Raw genomic sequence first — 15,235 nt, forward strand, 5'->3', positions numbered from 1 at the left:
GGCGGGGCCAATGTTGGATTTCCGGTCCATCGAGACCTTTCTCTGGGTGGTCAAGCTCGGCAGCTTCCGGGGCGCGGCGCAGCGCCTCAATACCACCCAGCCGGCCATCTCCCAGCGCATCGCGCAGCTCGAGCGCGAGCTCGGCGTCAAGCTGCTGAACCGCGACCATCGCGTGGCCTCGCCGACCGCGGTCGGACGGCAGATGCTGGTTTATGCCGAGAAGCTGATCGGCCTGCGCGCGGAGATGCTGGCCGAGGTCGGCGACCGCTCGGCGATGCGCGGCGTGCTGCGGCTCGGCGTCGCCGAGACCATCGTGCACGACTGGCTGCCGCGGCTGATCAAGAGCGTCAACGAGAGCTATCCGAACCTGTCGCTGGAGATCGAGGTCGACGTCACGCCCCATCTGCACGCGCGATTGCTGGCGCAGGAGATCGAGCTCGCCTTCGCATTGGGGGCGCCGTCGGAGTCGGGCATCCGCAGCCGGGTGCTGTGCGACTATCCGATCAGCTTCCTTGCGAGCCCTGCGCTGGGCTTCGGCTCGGGCGTGGTCACGGCGGAGCAGATGGCGCGCTTCCCGATCATCACCTTCCCGCGCAACACCCAGCCTTATGACAACGTCCGCTCGCTGTTCAACCGGCCACATCTGCCGCCGATGCGGCTGCACGCCAGCGCCTCGCTGGCGACCGTCATCCACATGGCGGTCGAGGGCCTCGGCGTCGCCGTCATTCCCGCCGCGATCGTGGCGCATGAGATCGAGCGCGGCCGCCTGCAGGAGCTGCAGACGGATTTGCGCATCCCGCCACTGACCTTCACCGCGAGCTGGCTGTCGTCGCCCGAGATGGTCGCGATCGAACGCGTCGCCGAGCTCGCAGCCCGGACCGCGCAGACGGCCAGCCATCCCACCGCGTCGGTTGACGCGCTCGTCGCGGCGCGCGATGGACAGGATGCCGGAGTACAGGGAATTCAAGCATGAGCCGCGCCGTCACCAATCTGCAGATCGATTCCGCCCGCCTCTGGGACAGCATCCACGAGACCGCCAAGTTCGGCGGCACCCCGAAGGGCGGCGTGCGCCGGCTGACCCTGAGCCAGGAGGACAAGCAGGTCCGCGACTGGTTCCGGAAAGCCTGCGAGGACGCGCGCCTCGAGGTGCACGTCGACACGCTCGGCTCGATGTTCGCGCTTCGCAAGGGCCGCGACATGTCGAAGGCGCCGGTCGGGCTCGGCTCGCATCTCGACACCCAGCCGACGGGGGGCAAGTTCGACGGCATCCTCGGCACGCTCGGCGCGCTGGAAGTGATCCGCACGCTGAACGATGCCGGCATCGAGACCGAAGCGCCGCTGTGCATCGTCAACTGGACCAACGAGGAAGGCTCGCGCTTCGCGCCGGCGATGATGGCGTCCGCGGCCTATGTCGGCGACTTCACCGTCGAGGACATCTTGTCGCGCAAGGACGCGGAAGGCGTCACCGTCGGCGAGGCGCTGGATGGCATCGGCTATCGCGGCGAGACCAAGGTCGGCACGCAGAAATTCTCGGGCTTCGTCGAGCTGCATATCGAGCAAGGTCCGATCCTGGAGGCCGAGAACAAGACCATCGGCGTGGTCGATCACGGCCAAGGCGTGTTCTGGTATGACGGCAAGATCACCGGCTTCGAGAGCCACGCCGGCTCCACGCCGATGCCGCTGCGCCGCGACGCGCTGCTGACGTTGTCGGAGTTCGCGCTGACGCTGGAGCAGATCGCGATCAAGCTCGGGCCGAATGCCGTGGCGACCATCGGCGAGGCCGTGATCGCCAATCCCTCGCGCAACGTTATCCCCGGCGAGATCGCCTTCACCATCGATTGCCGCAGTGCCAATGCCGACACGCTGGAGGCGCTCGACGCCAGCCTGCGCGCGGCCGCGGGCGAAATCTCGAAGAAGCGCCGCGTCGAGATCGCGATCGACCAGGTCTGGCGCAAGCCGCCGACGCATTTCGATCCCAAGCTGGTCGACGCCGTCGAGCGCGCCGCAGGCTCCCTCGGCTATTCCCACCGCCGCATCACCTCCGGCGCCGGCCACGACGCCTGCAACCTCAACACCATCATGCCGGCCGCGATGGTCTTCGTCCCCTGCAAGGACGGCATCAGCCACAACGAGCTGGAGGACGCCACGCAATCCGATTGCGCCGCCGGCGCCAACGTGCTGCTGCACACCGTTCTGTCGCTGGCCGGCGTGGCGTCGTAATGAGCTGGTTCAATCAGCTCCACCAGAACTATTAGTTATCTATCACAGGCCTGAATCGCGCGGGCACGCTGAGCTCCCCTCCCCCTTGCGGGGAGGGGTCGGGGGTGGGGGTCCCCACGGGCAGTCTCGCCCGGGGCTACCCCCCCTCCCCAGCCCTCCCCCACAAGGGGGGAGGGAGCGCACCTTGGTCCGCGCTGCCGTCTGGAGCCTTCATACAAGGAGACCATCCCGTGCGCGGAGTTTTCATCGACGCCAACCCGTCGCTTGCCGAGATCTTCGAACGGCAGCGTCAGCCCGGCGATCCCGAGATGCGCGTGCATCTCGACCCCGACATCAAGCCGGAGGATTGGCCGGCCATCCTCGACGGCGCCGAGATCGGCGTCGTCGACCACACCGCGCTGCCGACCGATGTCGCCAGGCAGTGCAAGAACCTCAAGCACGTCGTCTTCCTCGGCACCGGCGCCCGCAGCTACATGAACCCCGACGAGCTCGCCGAGCTCGGCATCACCGTCCACCTGATCAAGGGCTATGGCGACACCGCCGTGGCGGAAGCCGCCATCGCCTTGATGTGGGCCTCGGCCCGCGGCATCGCGCAGATGGACCGCGAGATGCGCGCCGGCAACTGGCTGCGCGACGACGGTATGCAGCTCACCGGCAAGACGCTCGGCCTGATCGGCTTCGGCGGCATCGCCGCCGAGGTCGCGCGCATCGCGGGCGGCAGCGGCATGAAGGTGATCGCCTGGAACCGCTCGCCGAAGAGCCATCCGGGCGTGGAGTTCGTGTCGCTCGATCAGTTGCTGGCGACCAGCCACGTCGTCTCGCTGCATCTCTTGCTCAACGACGAGACCCGCGGCTTCCTCTCACGCGAGCGCATCGCGCAGATGCGCAAGGGCGTGATCTTCGTCAACACCGCCCGCGCCGCCATCGTCGACGAGCCTGCGATGATCGACGCGCTCCGCTCCGGCCACATCCGCCACGCCGGCCTCGACGTCTTCACCACCGAGCCGCTGCCGGGAGATCACGTGCTGACGACGATCCCCAACGTGACGCTGTCGGCCCACTCGGCCTTCCGCACGCCGGAGGCAAGCGAGAACCTGATCCACGCCGCCTGGGAGCACTGCCGCCGCGTGGCGAAGGAGTAGTTGTGAACACGTAGGGTGGGCAAAGCAGCCGCCGAAGGCGGCAGCGTGCCCACCATCGATCAGCGCACTCGCGGCCAGACGGTGGGCACGGCGCCACAACGATCTTATGTGGGGATACAGCGAGGCAGCGCCTTTGCCCACCCTACGGCCTCTCCGTCATTGAGAGCGAAGCGACGCAATCCAGAGTCCCGCGAAGGCTCTGGATTGCTTCGTCGCTACGCTCCTCGCAATGACGATGTGGGCCGAGCTGCGGCCAAAACCACCACCGTCGTCCCGGCGAACGCCGGGACCCATACCGCGTGATCTATCAGTAGCGAACGGTAGTGGACACCTTGCTCGACAACGACGGCCGGTGGTTATGGGCCCCGGCGTTCGCCGGGGCGACAACTAATAGCGGACCCTAATCCACCATCTCCGCCACAGCCTTGCCGCACGCGACCGTATCCGCATTCCCACCTAGATCCCGCGTCCGCAGCGTTCGCTCCGCCAGCGTCCGCTCGATCGCGCCGACGATCGACTGCGCCGCGGTCTTCTCGCCGAGATGCTCCAGCATCATCGCGCCCGACCAGATCATGCCGATCGGATTGGCGATCCCCTGCCCCGCGATATCGGGCGCCGAGCCGTGCACCGGCTCGAACACCGACGGGAAATTGCGCTCAGGATTGATATTGCCCGACGGCGCGATGCCGATGGTGCCGGTGCAGGCAGGGCCGAGATCCGACAGGATATCGCCGAACAGGTTCGAGCCGACGACGACGTCGAACCAGTCCGGATGCAGCACGAAGTTCGCGGTGAGGATGTCGATGTGGTACTTGTCCCACTTCACGCCCGGATAGTTCTTGGCCATCGCCTCGACGCGCTCGTCCCAATACGGCATCGTGATGGAGATGCCGTTGGACTTGGTCGCCGACGTCAGATGCTTCTTCGGCCTGGATTGCGCGAGCTCGAAGGCGAACTTCAGGATGCGGTCGACGCCGGTGCGAGTCATCACCGTCTGCTGCGTGACGAACTCGCGGTCGGTGTCCGGGAACATGCGGCCGCCGACTGAAGAGTACTCGCCTTCGGTATTCTCGCGCACCACCCAGAAATCGATGTCCCCGGGCTTGCGGCCCGCCAGCGGCGACGGCACGCCCGGCATCAATCGCACGGGGCGCAGATTGACGTATTGATCGAACTCGCGCCGGAACTTGATCAGCGAGCCCCACAGCGAGACGTGGTCGGCGATCTTGGCCGGCCAGCCGACGGCGCCGAAATAGATCGCGTCATGGCTGCCGATCTGCGTCTTCCAATCGTCCGGCATCATCTGGCCGTGCTTCTCGTAATAGTCGTAGCTGGAGAAGTCGAAATGATCGAACTGCACCGCGACGCCGTGCTTCTTGGCGGCCGCTTCGATCACGCGCAGCCCCTCGGGCATGACCTCCTTGCCGATGCCGTCGCCGGGAATGACTGCGATGCGATAGGGCTTCTTGCTCATCGAGCGGGTCCTTGCGTTGTCGCCGGTTGTCCCGGCCGAAATTATCGACCGCCTGAATGGACCAAACGACGAGGAAGCGCAACGCTGCGGTGCAAGATTGACCGCATGGCTGACGCGCAAGACAATCCGCGCGGCTCCCCACCTCAGCGAGTATTGCCATGGACCTTCATCTGCGCGGCAAGCGCGTTCTCATCACCGGCGCCTCCAAGGGCATCGGCGCCGCGGCGGCCGAGGCTTTCGCCGAGGAAGGCTGCCATGTCCGCCTTGCGGCGCGCAGCGCCGACCGGCTCTCGGCGCTGATCGAGCAGCTCCGCTCCAAGCACCAGATCGATGCGGCCGCGCATGTGGTCGACCTGCGGAAATCCGAGGACTTCACGCGGCTGGCGCAGGAGGCCGCCGACATCGACATCCTCGTCAACAATGCCGGCGACATTCCGGGCGGGCCGATCGACAAGATCGACGAGGCAACCTGGCGGCACGCCTGGGACCTGAAGGTGTTCGGCTTCATCAACCTCGCGCGGCTGGTCTATGCCCAGATGAAGGCGCGCGGGTCGGGCGTGATCATCAACGACATCGGCGCGGCCGGCGAAAAGTTCGATTTCAACTACATCTGCGGCAGCGCCGGAAACGCGGCGCTGATGGCCTTCACCCGCGCGCTCGGCTCCAAGAGCCTCGCCGACAACATCCGCGTCGTCGGCATCAATCCCGGCCCGGTCGGCACCGACCGCCACGTCACCCTACTGAAGACCCGCGCCAAGCAGCAGTTCGGCGACGAGAGCCGCTACACGGAATTCCAGAAAGGCCTGCCGCTCGGCCGTCCCGCGCATGCGCGCGAGATCGCCGACCTGATGGCGTTCCTGGCGTCCGACCGCGCCGGCTATACCTCCGGCGTGATCTATACCGTCGATGGCGGCATCAGCGCAGGGTGGGGTTGAGCGCAGCGATCTTTCCACATTTAACGAAACGTGGTCTACGAGGCGGCGCCGGGATGCTTCCAATCAGGAGAACCAAGCTTTGGCCGACCAGGGATTGATCCGCGAGACCGCCTGCACCGTCGTCGACAAGTTGAAGACGGGCGAGGTCACCCCGCTCGATTGCCTCGACGCGCTGGAGGCGCGCATCAAGGCCGTCGACGACAAGGTCAATGCGCTGCCGACCCTGTGCTTCGATCGCGCGCGCGATCATGCCAAGGCGCTGATGCAGAAGCCGGCCGCGGAGCGCGGCCTGCTCGCAGGCTTGCCTGTGCCGATCAAGGATCTCACCGATGTCGCGGGCGTGCTGACCACACAGGGCTCGCCGATCTTCAAGGACCGGATTCCGGAACGCTCCGATCTCATGGTCGAGCATCTCGAGACCAATGGCGGCGTGATCTACGCCAAGTCGAACACGCCGGAGTTCGGCGCCGGCGCCAACACCTTCAACGAGGTGTTCGGCGCGACGCGCAATCCCTGGGACACGTCCCGCTCGGCCGCCGGCTCGTCCGGCGGCGCGGCGGTCGCACTCGCCACCGGCATGGCGTGGCTGGCGCACGGCTCCGACATGGGCGGCTCGCTGCGCAACCCTGCGAGCTTCTGCGGCATCGTCGGCCTGCGCCCGAGCTTCGGCCGCGTCGCGCATACGCCGGCGGTCGCCGTGGATCGCAACCTCGGCGTCCAGGGCCCGATGGCCCGGACGGTCGAGGATCTCGCGCTGCTGCTCGATGCGATGAGCGGCGAATATGCCGCCGATCCGATCTCGCTGCCCTCGCCCGCGACCTCGTTCCTCGCGGCCGCCCGCTCCGGCAAGAAGCCGGTGCGCATCGCCTACTCGCCCGATCTCGGCATCACGCCGGTCGACCCGGAAGTGATCGCCGTGACCCGCAAGGCGGCGCAGCGCTTCGCTGAGCTCGGCGTGATCGTCGAGGAAGCGCATCCGGATTTCAGCGAGGCGCATGAATGCTTCCACGTGCTGCGCGCACTCGATTTCGCGATGAGCAAGCAGGAACTGCTGCGCACCAAGCGCGACCTGTTGAAGCCCGAGGTGATCTGGAACATCGAGGAAGGCCTGAAGCTCACGGTCGCGCAGATCGCGCGCGCCGAAGCGCAGCGCGTGACGATCACCGCGCGCGCCGTGAAGTTCTTCGAGACCTATGACCTGCTGCTAGCGCCCGCGACAATCGTGCCGCCCTTCCCGGTCGAGAACCGCTACGTCGCCGAGTGCGCCGGGCATAAATTCGACAACTACGTGCAATGGCTCGGCATCGTCTACGCCATCACGCTCGCCTGCTGCCCGGCTCTGTCCCTGCCCTGCGGCTTCACCGCATCCGGCCTTCCGGTCGGCCTGCAGGTGATCGCCCGCCCGCGCAACGACGCCAGCCTGCTGGCCGGTGCCAAGGTGCTGGAAGACATCCTCGGCGTCGCCAGCTCCACCCCGATCGATCCGCGCGCGCCGAAGAGCTAAGCAGGCCAAAATCGTAGCCCGGATGAGCGGGAGCCAGCGCCCAAAGGGCGGAGGCGGACGCGACATCCGGGTTCTCACGAACTGTCGCCGCTGAACCCGGATGTCGCTTTCGCCGACGCCGAAGTGGCGTCGGCTGTCGCTCATCCGGGCTACCAGACGTCCGCACCAGCCGCCCCAGGGTTCCGCCACCAGGAACATGGCACCCCCGCCGTTATTCTATATTGGCAATCCCGGCGGCTCCCGTAGAAGGGCCGGAAAATCATGCTTGCCCGGAGACCGGAAATGACAGACCAGGCGATCGAGCCTGCCGCAGAGCCCGCCACATCGATCGCGGACGTCGAGCGCCGCATCAAGGCGATCCTGATCGGCTCCGCCGGCAACCTGGTCGAATGGTACGACTTCTATGCCTACACCGCGTTCGCGCTGTATTTCGCCCCGGCGTTCTTCCCCTCGAAGGACCCGGTCGTCGAGCAGCTCAACGCCGCCGTGGTGTTCGCCGCGACCTTCCTGATGCGCCCGCTCGGCGGCTGGCTGTTCGGCTATCTCGCCGACCAGTATGGCCGCAGGCTGTCGCTGACCGTCTCCGTGCTCTGCATGTGCTTCGGCTCGCTGATCATCGCGGTGACGCCGACCTATGCGACGATCGGCATCGCCGCGCCGATCATCCTGGCGCTCGCCCGCGTGATCGAGGGGCTGAGCCTCGGCGGCGAATACGGCGCCAGCGCCACCTACCTCTCCGAGGTCGCCGACGCCAAGCATCGCGGCTTCTATTCCAGCTTCCAATACGTCACCCTGATCGGCGGCCAGCTCACCGCGATCATCGTGCTGCTGTTGCTACAGAAGGTGTTTCTCACCACCGACGAGCTGAAGGCCTGGGGCTGGCGCATCCCGTTCTTCATCGGCGCCTGCCTGGCGATCTTCGTCGCGGTGATGCGGCGCAATCTGCACGAGACCGAAGCCTTCGTGGAGGCCAAGAAGAAGGCGGGCTCGTCCAGTTCGATCGCCACGCTGTTCCGATATCCGCGCGAGCTCCTGCTCGTCGTCGGCCTCACCGCCGGCGGCACCGCGGCGTTCTACACTTTCACCACCTACATGCAGACCTTCGTGAAGCTCTCGGTCGGCCTGACCGAGGACCAGACCACGATGGTGATCTTCGGCTCGCTGCTGTTCGCCTGCGTGCTGCAGCCGCTGTACGGCGCGATCTCCGACCGCATCGGCCGCAAGCCGCTGTTGATCTTCTTCGGCATCGCCGGCACCCTGTCGACGATCCCGATCCTGACCGCGCTGAAAGGCACCAAGGAACCATTCACAGCCTTCCTGCTGATCTGCGGCGCCTGGATCTTCACTGCCGGCTACACCTCGATCAACGCCGTGGTGAAGGCCGAGCTGTTTCCGACCAACATCCGCGCGCTCGGCGTCGGCCTGCCCTATGCGATCACGGTGTCATTGTTCGGCGGCACTGCGCCGGCGATCGCGCTCTACTTCAAGAGCATCGGGCACGAGACCTGGTTCTATTATTACCTGTCGGGCGTCATCTTCCTCTCGCTGCTGATCTATGCGACCATGCGCGACACCAAGCATGCCTCTGCCATGCACAGACACGAATGAGCCCGCACAAATTGACGAGGTGCTGAGATGGCAGATGAGTCCGGGCTGCCGCCCGAGAGCAAGCTGACCCGAAGCAAAGAGCGCTGGGCGCGCGAGGGCAAATTCCTCACCGGCCGCATCGTCAGGCCGGAGGACGAGCGCCTGCCGCCGGGCCAGCATCTGACCCGCGACTGGCCGGTGCTCGACCTCGGCCTGACGCCGAGCATCACCCGTGAGCGCTGGCGGCTGGACGTCTACGGCGCGGTGGAAAATCCGCTATTCTGGGACTTCACGGCGTTTCTCGCCCAGGAGCAGCGGCAATTCGTTTCCGACATCCATTGCGTCACCACCTGGTCGCGCTACGACAATCAATGGGAGGGGCTTGCGACACGCGACCTGCTCGCCGCCTGCCGGCCGCGCGACAATGCCAATTTCGTCGTGCTCCATTCCTATGACGGCTACACCACGAATCTGACCTTGGAGGATTTCGCCGCCGAGGACGCCCTGCTAGCGCACAGCTGGTCCGGCGCGCCGATCACCGGAGAGCATGGCGGCCCGGTGCGCGTCGTGGTGCCGCATCTGTATTTCTGGAAAAGCGCGAAATGGCTGAAGGCGATCGAGTTTCTCGACGCCGACAAGCCCGGCTATTGGGAAGTCCGCGGCTATCACAACCGCGGCGATCCCTGGGCCGAGCAGCGCTATTCGGATTGAGGGCCTGCGCTAGGAGCCAAGCCAACGGAGCCGTAGGGTGGGCAAAGACGCGCAGCGTCGTGCCCACCGTCGTTTCCCGAAATGAAAGGAATGGTGGGCACGCTTCGCTTTGCCCACCCTACGAACTACATGCTATCGCTTGCGCATCAAACGCGGCCACCGCGATATCCGAACGTGCCAGAGACCCAGCATGGAGTTCACCTCAGAAACCGGCAAGATCCCCAAGGGCTATGGGTATCTGCTGAAGCCCTCTGTCATCCTTGCCGCGTTGACCGCAAAGGATCTCGGCGGCATCCGCATCCATCTGGTGCGCAGCCACGGCAGGCGTCTGTTCGATGCGCGCTACCGGCCGCCGGACGGCGACATCCCCTATGAGCGCCTCAACATCAAGGTCGGCACCGCGCACGAGCGCGACCTGCCTCCGCTTCGCAAGCAGGCGAAGGAGGACGGCCTTCCGACGCTGGTCCAGTGGATTTCCGACCTCGTCGCCCAGGACCTGCCGACCGCGATCCGGAACGGCGAACAGGTGATCGAGCTGATCCCTCAGCGGGAGTGACCGCGGCTGGCAACTTGCCTCGCTCTGCACTTTGCAGCACGGGGTGTCGTTGCTGACGTCATCGCGTGATTGCTGAGCCCCTGGATCGCTTCGCTTGCGCTCGCGATGACGGAGTTTGTGGAGCGTCCGCTGCCCGCCAGGGCCGTCATCGCGAGCGCAAGCGAAGCGATCCAGGGGCCGCACGAAAGGTGCCGATCGTTTCGACGCACCGATACATGCAGGCCCGATCTGTTATACGACAGTGTGAGATCAGGCGGCGTCATCGCCGCGAACGGACGCAACGATGGGGGATCACATCATGCCGACCGAACGTTTCCAGTTTGAAGGCGCAAGCGGCGACAAACTGTCCGCGGCGCTCGACCTGCCGGACGGCGCGCCGAGGGCGTATGCGTTGTTGGCGCATTGCTTCTCCTGCGGCAAGGACACGCATGCGGCGCGGCGCATCGCGATGGCGCTGACGGCGCATGGCATCGCGGTGCTGCGGTTCGACTTCACCGGCCTCGGCTCCAGCGAAGGCGATTTCGCCAACACGACGTTTTCCTCCAACGTCGCTGACCTCGTCCGCGCCGCCGATCATCTGCGTGAGACCCGACAGGCGCCGGCGATCCTGATCGGCCACAGCCTCGGCGGCGCCGCCGTGCTGGCCGCGGCCGGCGACATCGCGGATGCAAAAGCCGTCGTGACGATCGCCGCCCCGTCCGATCCGGCGCATGTCACCGACATGTTCAAGGACAGTCTCGAGGCGATCCGCCGCGACGGCTCGGCGGAAATCTCGCTGGCGGGCCGTCCGTTCCGCATCAGCAGCTCGTTCCTCGACGACGTCGCCGAGCAGCGCCTGCTCGACAAGGTCAAACATCTGCACAAGGCGCTCTTGGTGATGCATTCGCCCGTCGACGATACCGTGGGGATCGACAACGCGACCCACATCTTCGTCGCTGCCAAACATCCGAAGAGCTTCATCTCGCTCGACCATGCCGATCATCTGATCAGCAGCAAGGCGGACGCCGCCTATATCGCCGAGGTGATTGCGAGCTGGGCCAGCCGCTATGTCGCGCCTGCGCCTGCCGAGCCCGCGGCCACCGATGGTCCGCGCGACGTGGTCGTGCGCGAGACCCGATCGAGCAAGCTGCAGCAGAGCATCGCGCTCGGCCCGCATCGCCTCACTGCCGACGAGCCACTCTCGGTCGGCGGCCAGGACAGCGGCCCCGGCCCCTACGATCTGCTGCTCGCCGCGCTCGGTGCCTGCACCTCGATGACGATGCGGCTCTATGCCGATCGCAAATTCCTGCCGCTCGACCGCATCACCGTGACGCTCCGCCACAGCAAGATCCATGCGGAGGACTGCGCGGAATGCGAGACCAAGGTCGGCCTGATCGATCAGCTCGAGCGCGAGATCCACATGGACGGGGCCCTCGATGACGAGCAGCGCAGGAAGCTGATGGAGATCGCCGACAAATGCCCGGTGCACCGGACCCTGACCTCGGAGATCCGCATCGTCACCCGCGCGGTGGAGTGAACTCTAACCACAACTCGACGCCCGACGTTCGACGGCGGTGCGCTCCCTCTCCCCGTCATTACGGGGAGAGGGTCGGGGTGAGGGGCAGACGCACGGGAAGTGGATGTGGTGAGACCTGTACCCCCTCACCCGGATTGCATCTTCGATGCAATCCGACCTCTCCCCGCAAGCGGGGCGAGGTACACCGAGCCAGCTGCAAGATGGCTCTTCATTCAATCGAAACGCATCGTGATCTAGCGCGCCGGCTGCGCTTCGATCTTCAAGGGCCGCACGCGCAGTGCACCACGCAGGCCGATCGCCGAGCCAATGAAGATGCCGCCGATCGCCACGAACGACGGCAGCGCCAGGGTCGACAGTCCCGTCAACCCCTGCCCGACCGAGCAGCCCAGCGCCATGACGCCGCCGATGCCCATCAGCGCGGCGCCTGCGGCCGAGCGCAGCATGTGCTGCGGCGAGTGAAAGCCTTCGAGCTTGAAGCGGCGCGTGACGATGGAGGTGACGAGACTGCCGGCGAGAATACCGGCCACGGCGGCGATGCCGAAATTCACCGTCGAGCCGGTCGACAGCATCACATATTGCAGGGCATCGGCGATCGGCGCGACGAAGGTCAGCGACGCCACCTGCACGGGATTGAAATCGTCCGCGCCAAGATATCCGGTCGCGAACCAGCCGCCGGCGATCAGCAGCCCGACGATGAGGCCCGCGAGAATCTGGCCGGGCGCGCGCCGGAACGGCGCATGCGCAAAGGCGAAGACGAGCAGCGCGCCACCGATCGCCAGCGCCGGCGAGAGCCGCGCCGGTGCGCCGTGCAAGCCGCCGATCGAGAGCAGCGCCGGAAGCGACGTCGCCGTGGCCGTGGTCTGCGAGCCCTGCATCAGCGCGATGCGCAGCGGCGCGATCAGTCCCTTCAGCGTCATCTCCGCCGCGATCGCCAGCACGGTCACCACGACGAAGGAGCGGAGATTACCGCGTCCCAGCAGCACCAGCGCACGCGAGCCGCAGCCGTTCGCCAGCACCATGCCGTAGCCGAACAGCACGCCGCCGGCCAACATCAGCGGCAGCGAGAAGCTCGGCTGCAGATAGATCGACTTGCCGAGATCGACCGCGCCATTGGCCGCGAGCAGTTGCGTCGCGATGACGGCGATGCCCATCGCCAGCGCGTAGGTGCGCACCAGACGGCCGTCGCCACCGGCCCACCAGCCGCGCAGGCTGCTCATCATGCAGAAGCCGCTGAGCAGCCCGACCACGCCATAGACGAGGCCAATCCCGAGACCGGCCATCACGGCGACATCAGCAGCTTCCAGCACGCGCGGCAGTCCTTCTGGTTGCGGGGAAAACGCGGCGGCACGCAGGCCATTCAAGCATCGCTTTCGCTTGACGCGCGCGGAATATTCGCCACGATATCGCGCTTAACTAGTTCAGAATGCTTGTTCCAACAAGCATCACCGGGAGAGAACGCCGTGGTTTCAGAAGCGCATCCTCATGCGCCGGTCGTGGCCTGCGCGCGGCCGGAGGCCCGCCGATGAGCGGCGCGGCGCCCCTCTCCCCCGACGCCCTGGCCCGCGCCTGTGCGGATGCGATGTGGCAGGACGATCGCGCCAGCCAGGGGCTGGGCATGCAGATCGTCGAGATCGGCCCGGGACGTGCGACCCTTCGGATGACGGTCGAGCCGCACATGGTCAACGGCCACGGCATCGCCCATGGCGGCTTCATCTTCACGCTGGCCGATTCCGCCTTCGCGTTCGCCTGCAATTCGCACAACGACCGCACCGTGGCCGCTCAGGGGAGCATCAGCTTCATACGGCCGGGCAAGCTCGGCGATATCATGACGGCGCGCGCCCACGAAGTGTCGCGCAGCGGCCGCTCCGGCATCTACGACGTCCGCGTCACCGCGGGCGAGACCGTCATCGCCGAATTCCGCGGCCATTCGCGCAGCATCGGCGGCACGCTGGTGCCGACCGGGACGCGAGAGGCCGCAAGCTGATCCGCCGGAGGACCTGACCCATGACCAAGCATCAATCGGCAGGCAGCTACGTTCCCGAGATGGACGCCGCCGAACGCGCCTCGCGCGACGAGATCATGGCCTTGCAGACCCAGCGCCTCGCGTGGTCGCTGAAGCACGCCTACGACAACGTCGCCCATTACCGCCGCGCGTTCGACAAGGCCGGCGTCCATCCGTCGGATTTCCGCGAACTCGCCGACCTCGCCAAATTTCCGTTCACGGTGAAGACCGATCTGCGCGACAATTACCCGTTCAACATGTTCGCGGTGCCGCGCGAGCAGCTGGTGCGCGTGCACGCGTCCTCAGGGACGACCGGCAAGCCGATCGTCGTCGGCTACACCCGCAACGACATTGCCACATGGTCTTCCGTGATGGCGCGCTCGATCCGCGCGGCCGGCGGCCGCAGCGGCATGATCATCCACAACGCCTATGGCTATGGCCTGTTCACCGGCGGCCTCGGTGTCCACTACGGCGCCGAGCAGCTCGGCTGCACGGTGGTGCCGATCTCCGGCGGCATGACTGAGCGCCAGGTGCAGCTGATCAACGATTTCCGGCCCGAGATCATCACGGTGACGCCGAGCTACATGCTGGCGATCCTCGACGAGTTCAAGCGCCAGGGGCTCGACCCCAGGCAGAGCTCGCTCAAGATCGGCATCTTCGGCGCCGAGCCCTGGACCAACGCGATGCGCGCCGAGATCGAGGATGCGTTTGCGATGGATGCCACCGACATCTACGGCCTGTCCGAGGTGATCGGCCCCGGCGTCGCGCAGGAATGCCTGGAAACCAAGGACGGGCTGCACATCTGGGAAGATCATTTCTATCCGGAGATCGTCGACCCCGACACCGGCCGTGTGCTGCCCGACGGCGAGATGGGCGAGCTGGTGTTCACCTCGCTGACCAAGGAGGCGTTCCCCGTCATCCGCTATCGCACCCGCGACCTGACGCGATTGCTGCCGGGTACCGCGCGGCCGGGCATGCGGCGGATGGAGAAGGTCACGGGCCGCTCCGACGACATGATCATCCTGCGCGGCGTCAACCTGTTCCCGTCGCAGATCGAGGAGATCCTGCTCACCACCGAATGGTGCGGCGGCCATTTCATGCTGGAGCTGACGCGCGAAGGCCGCATGGACGAGCTGACGATCTACGCTGAATCACGCCCGGAGCATTGGGACGAGAGCGGGCTCGGCGAGCATGCCGAGCGGATCTCGATCCACATCAAGAACACGATCGGCGTGACCGCAAAGGTGAAGGCCGTGCCGCCGGACACGCTGGAGCGTTCGGCGGGCAAGGCGAAGCGGATCAAGGATCGGCGGCCGATGGAGTGATGAACTCGCACCAAAATAGAATCGAGATATCGCGACGGCGCCGCTGCGCTCCCTCTCCCCGTTCTTCACGGGGAGAGGGCTGGGGTGAGGGGCAGCCACACAGGAGGTGTCGATAGGGGCAAACGCGACGGGAGTTTCCGCGGAAAGACCTGTACCCCCTCACCCGGATTGCATCTCACGATTCAATCCGACCTCTCCCCGCAAGCGGGGCGAGGTTGCACCGAGCCCGCCGTAAGAGCGTGCTCACATCGAGATTCTATCAG

13 protein-coding genes are annotated in these 15,235 nt (G+C 66.2%); 11 read left to right on the forward strand and 2 right to left on the reverse strand.

From position 1 onward, the window contains the following. Positions 1–10: 10 nt before the first annotated feature. The 3 genes from ACVILH_RS30090 (at position 11) to ACVILH_RS30100 (ending at position 3,362) form a co-directional block, all read left to right on the forward strand. Positions 11–973, forward strand: a complete 963-nt coding sequence (locus tag ACVILH_RS30090) for a LysR family transcriptional regulator (protein WP_456716132.1) — start codon at positions 11–13, stop codon at positions 971–973. Continuing rightward, positions 970–2,220, forward strand: coding sequence for an allantoate amidohydrolase (locus ACVILH_RS30095; protein WP_456716133.1), 1,251 nt, complete (start codon positions 970–972; stop codon positions 2,218–2,220). The genes ACVILH_RS30090 and ACVILH_RS30095 overlap by 4 nt, the downstream gene beginning before the upstream one ends. Before the next feature lie 230 nt (positions 2,221–2,450). Then, positions 2,451–3,362: an NAD(P)-dependent oxidoreductase gene (locus tag ACVILH_RS30100; RefSeq protein ID WP_456716134.1), complete on the forward strand. Its 912-nt coding sequence runs from the start codon at positions 2,451–2,453 to the stop codon at positions 3,360–3,362. Between the two features lie 400 nt (positions 3,363–3,762). Here the strand turns inward: ACVILH_RS30100 and ACVILH_RS30105 are convergent, their stop codons facing one another. After that, positions 3,763–4,836 carry a tartrate dehydrogenase gene (locus ACVILH_RS30105; protein ID WP_434862051.1) on the reverse strand — a complete coding sequence of 358 codons (1,074 nt, stop codon included), beginning with the start codon at positions 4,834–4,836 and terminating at the stop codon, positions 3,763–3,765. A 158-nt stretch (positions 4,837–4,994) separates the two neighbouring features. Here ACVILH_RS30105 and ACVILH_RS30110 point away from each other — a divergent pair, with 158 nt between their 5' ends. The 6 genes from ACVILH_RS30110 (at position 4,995) to ACVILH_RS30135 (ending at position 11,645) form a co-directional block, all read left to right on the forward strand. Continuing rightward, the gene (locus tag ACVILH_RS30110; RefSeq protein ID WP_456716135.1) at positions 4,995–5,771 is read left to right on the forward strand and encodes an SDR family oxidoreductase; all 777 of its coding nucleotides are present in this window, start codon (positions 4,995–4,997) and stop codon (positions 5,769–5,771) included. A 79-nt stretch (positions 5,772–5,850) separates the two neighbouring features. Further along, positions 5,851–7,275: an amidase gene (locus ACVILH_RS30115; protein ID WP_456716136.1), complete on the forward strand. Its 1,425-nt coding sequence runs from the start codon at positions 5,851–5,853 to the stop codon at positions 7,273–7,275. Between the two features lie 282 nt (positions 7,276–7,557). Next, positions 7,558–8,883, forward strand: coding sequence for an MFS transporter (locus tag ACVILH_RS30120; protein ID WP_456716137.1), 1,326 nt, complete (start codon positions 7,558–7,560; stop codon positions 8,881–8,883). Positions 8,884–8,910: 27 nt separating this feature from the next. Then, on the forward strand, positions 8,911–9,573 hold the full coding sequence (locus tag ACVILH_RS30125; RefSeq protein WP_456716138.1) for a sulfite oxidase-like oxidoreductase: 663 nt from the start codon (positions 8,911–8,913) through the stop codon (positions 9,571–9,573). 190 nt (positions 9,574–9,763) lie between these two features. Then, the gene (locus tag ACVILH_RS30130; protein ID WP_456716139.1) at positions 9,764–10,129 is read left to right on the forward strand and encodes a hypothetical protein; all 366 of its coding nucleotides are present in this window, start codon (positions 9,764–9,766) and stop codon (positions 10,127–10,129) included. A 298-nt stretch (positions 10,130–10,427) separates the two neighbouring features. After that, positions 10,428–11,645: a bifunctional alpha/beta hydrolase/OsmC family protein gene (locus ACVILH_RS30135; protein WP_456716140.1), complete on the forward strand. Its 1,218-nt coding sequence runs from the start codon at positions 10,428–10,430 to the stop codon at positions 11,643–11,645. A gap of 233 nt (positions 11,646–11,878) precedes the next feature. Here ACVILH_RS30135 and ACVILH_RS30140 read toward each other — a convergent pair whose 3' ends face one another. Next, positions 11,879–12,925 carry a YeeE/YedE family protein gene (locus ACVILH_RS30140; RefSeq protein ID WP_456717108.1) on the reverse strand — a complete coding sequence of 349 codons (1,047 nt, stop codon included), beginning with the start codon at positions 12,923–12,925 and terminating at the stop codon, positions 11,879–11,881. A gap of 242 nt (positions 12,926–13,167) precedes the next feature. On the opposite strand from ACVILH_RS30140, the gene paaI reads away from it, so the two are divergent. Both paaI and paaK read left to right on the forward strand, forming a co-directional pair. Further along, positions 13,168–13,629: a hydroxyphenylacetyl-CoA thioesterase PaaI gene (gene paaI / locus ACVILH_RS30145; protein ID WP_456716141.1), complete on the forward strand. Its 462-nt coding sequence runs from the start codon at positions 13,168–13,170 to the stop codon at positions 13,627–13,629. Between the two features lie 20 nt (positions 13,630–13,649). Further along, a complete protein-coding gene (gene paaK, locus ACVILH_RS30150) occupies positions 13,650–14,972 on the forward strand; it encodes a phenylacetate--CoA ligase PaaK (protein WP_456716142.1) in 1,323 nt (440 codons plus the stop codon). The last annotated feature ends 263 nt before the right edge of the window (positions 14,973–15,235 follow it).

This window comes from Bradyrhizobium sp. USDA 4353 (assembly GCF_054063215.1).

Bases quoted from the DNA above. Each gene is read 5' to 3' on its own strand.
- ACVILH_RS30090 (WP_456716132.1), top strand. From the start codon at position 11: ATGTTGGATTTCCGGTCCATCGAGACCTTTCTCTGGGTGGTCAAGCTC.
- ACVILH_RS30095 (WP_456716133.1), top strand. From the start codon at position 970: ATGAGCCGCGCCGTCACCAATCTGCAGATCGATTCCGCCCGCCTCTGG.
- ACVILH_RS30105 (WP_434862051.1), bottom strand. From the start codon at position 4,836: ATGAGCAAGAAGCCCTATCGCATCGCAGTCATTCCCGGCGACGGCATC.
- ACVILH_RS30110 (WP_456716135.1), top strand. From the start codon at position 4,995: ATGGACCTTCATCTGCGCGGCAAGCGCGTTCTCATCACCGGCGCCTCC.
- ACVILH_RS30120 (WP_456716137.1), top strand. From the start codon at position 7,558: ATGACAGACCAGGCGATCGAGCCTGCCGCAGAGCCCGCCACATCGATC.
- ACVILH_RS30125 (WP_456716138.1), top strand. From the start codon at position 8,911: ATGGCAGATGAGTCCGGGCTGCCGCCCGAGAGCAAGCTGACCCGAAGC.
- ACVILH_RS30130 (WP_456716139.1), top strand. From the start codon at position 9,764: ATGGAGTTCACCTCAGAAACCGGCAAGATCCCCAAGGGCTATGGGTAT.
- ACVILH_RS30135 (WP_456716140.1), top strand. From the start codon at position 10,428: ATGCCGACCGAACGTTTCCAGTTTGAAGGCGCAAGCGGCGACAAACTG.
- ACVILH_RS30140 (WP_456717108.1), bottom strand. From the start codon at position 12,925: ATGGCCGGTCTCGGGATTGGCCTCGTCTATGGCGTGGTCGGGCTGCTC.
- paaI (WP_456716141.1), top strand. From the start codon at position 13,168: ATGAGCGGCGCGGCGCCCCTCTCCCCCGACGCCCTGGCCCGCGCCTGT.
- paaK (WP_456716142.1), top strand. From the start codon at position 13,650: ATGACCAAGCATCAATCGGCAGGCAGCTACGTTCCCGAGATGGACGCC.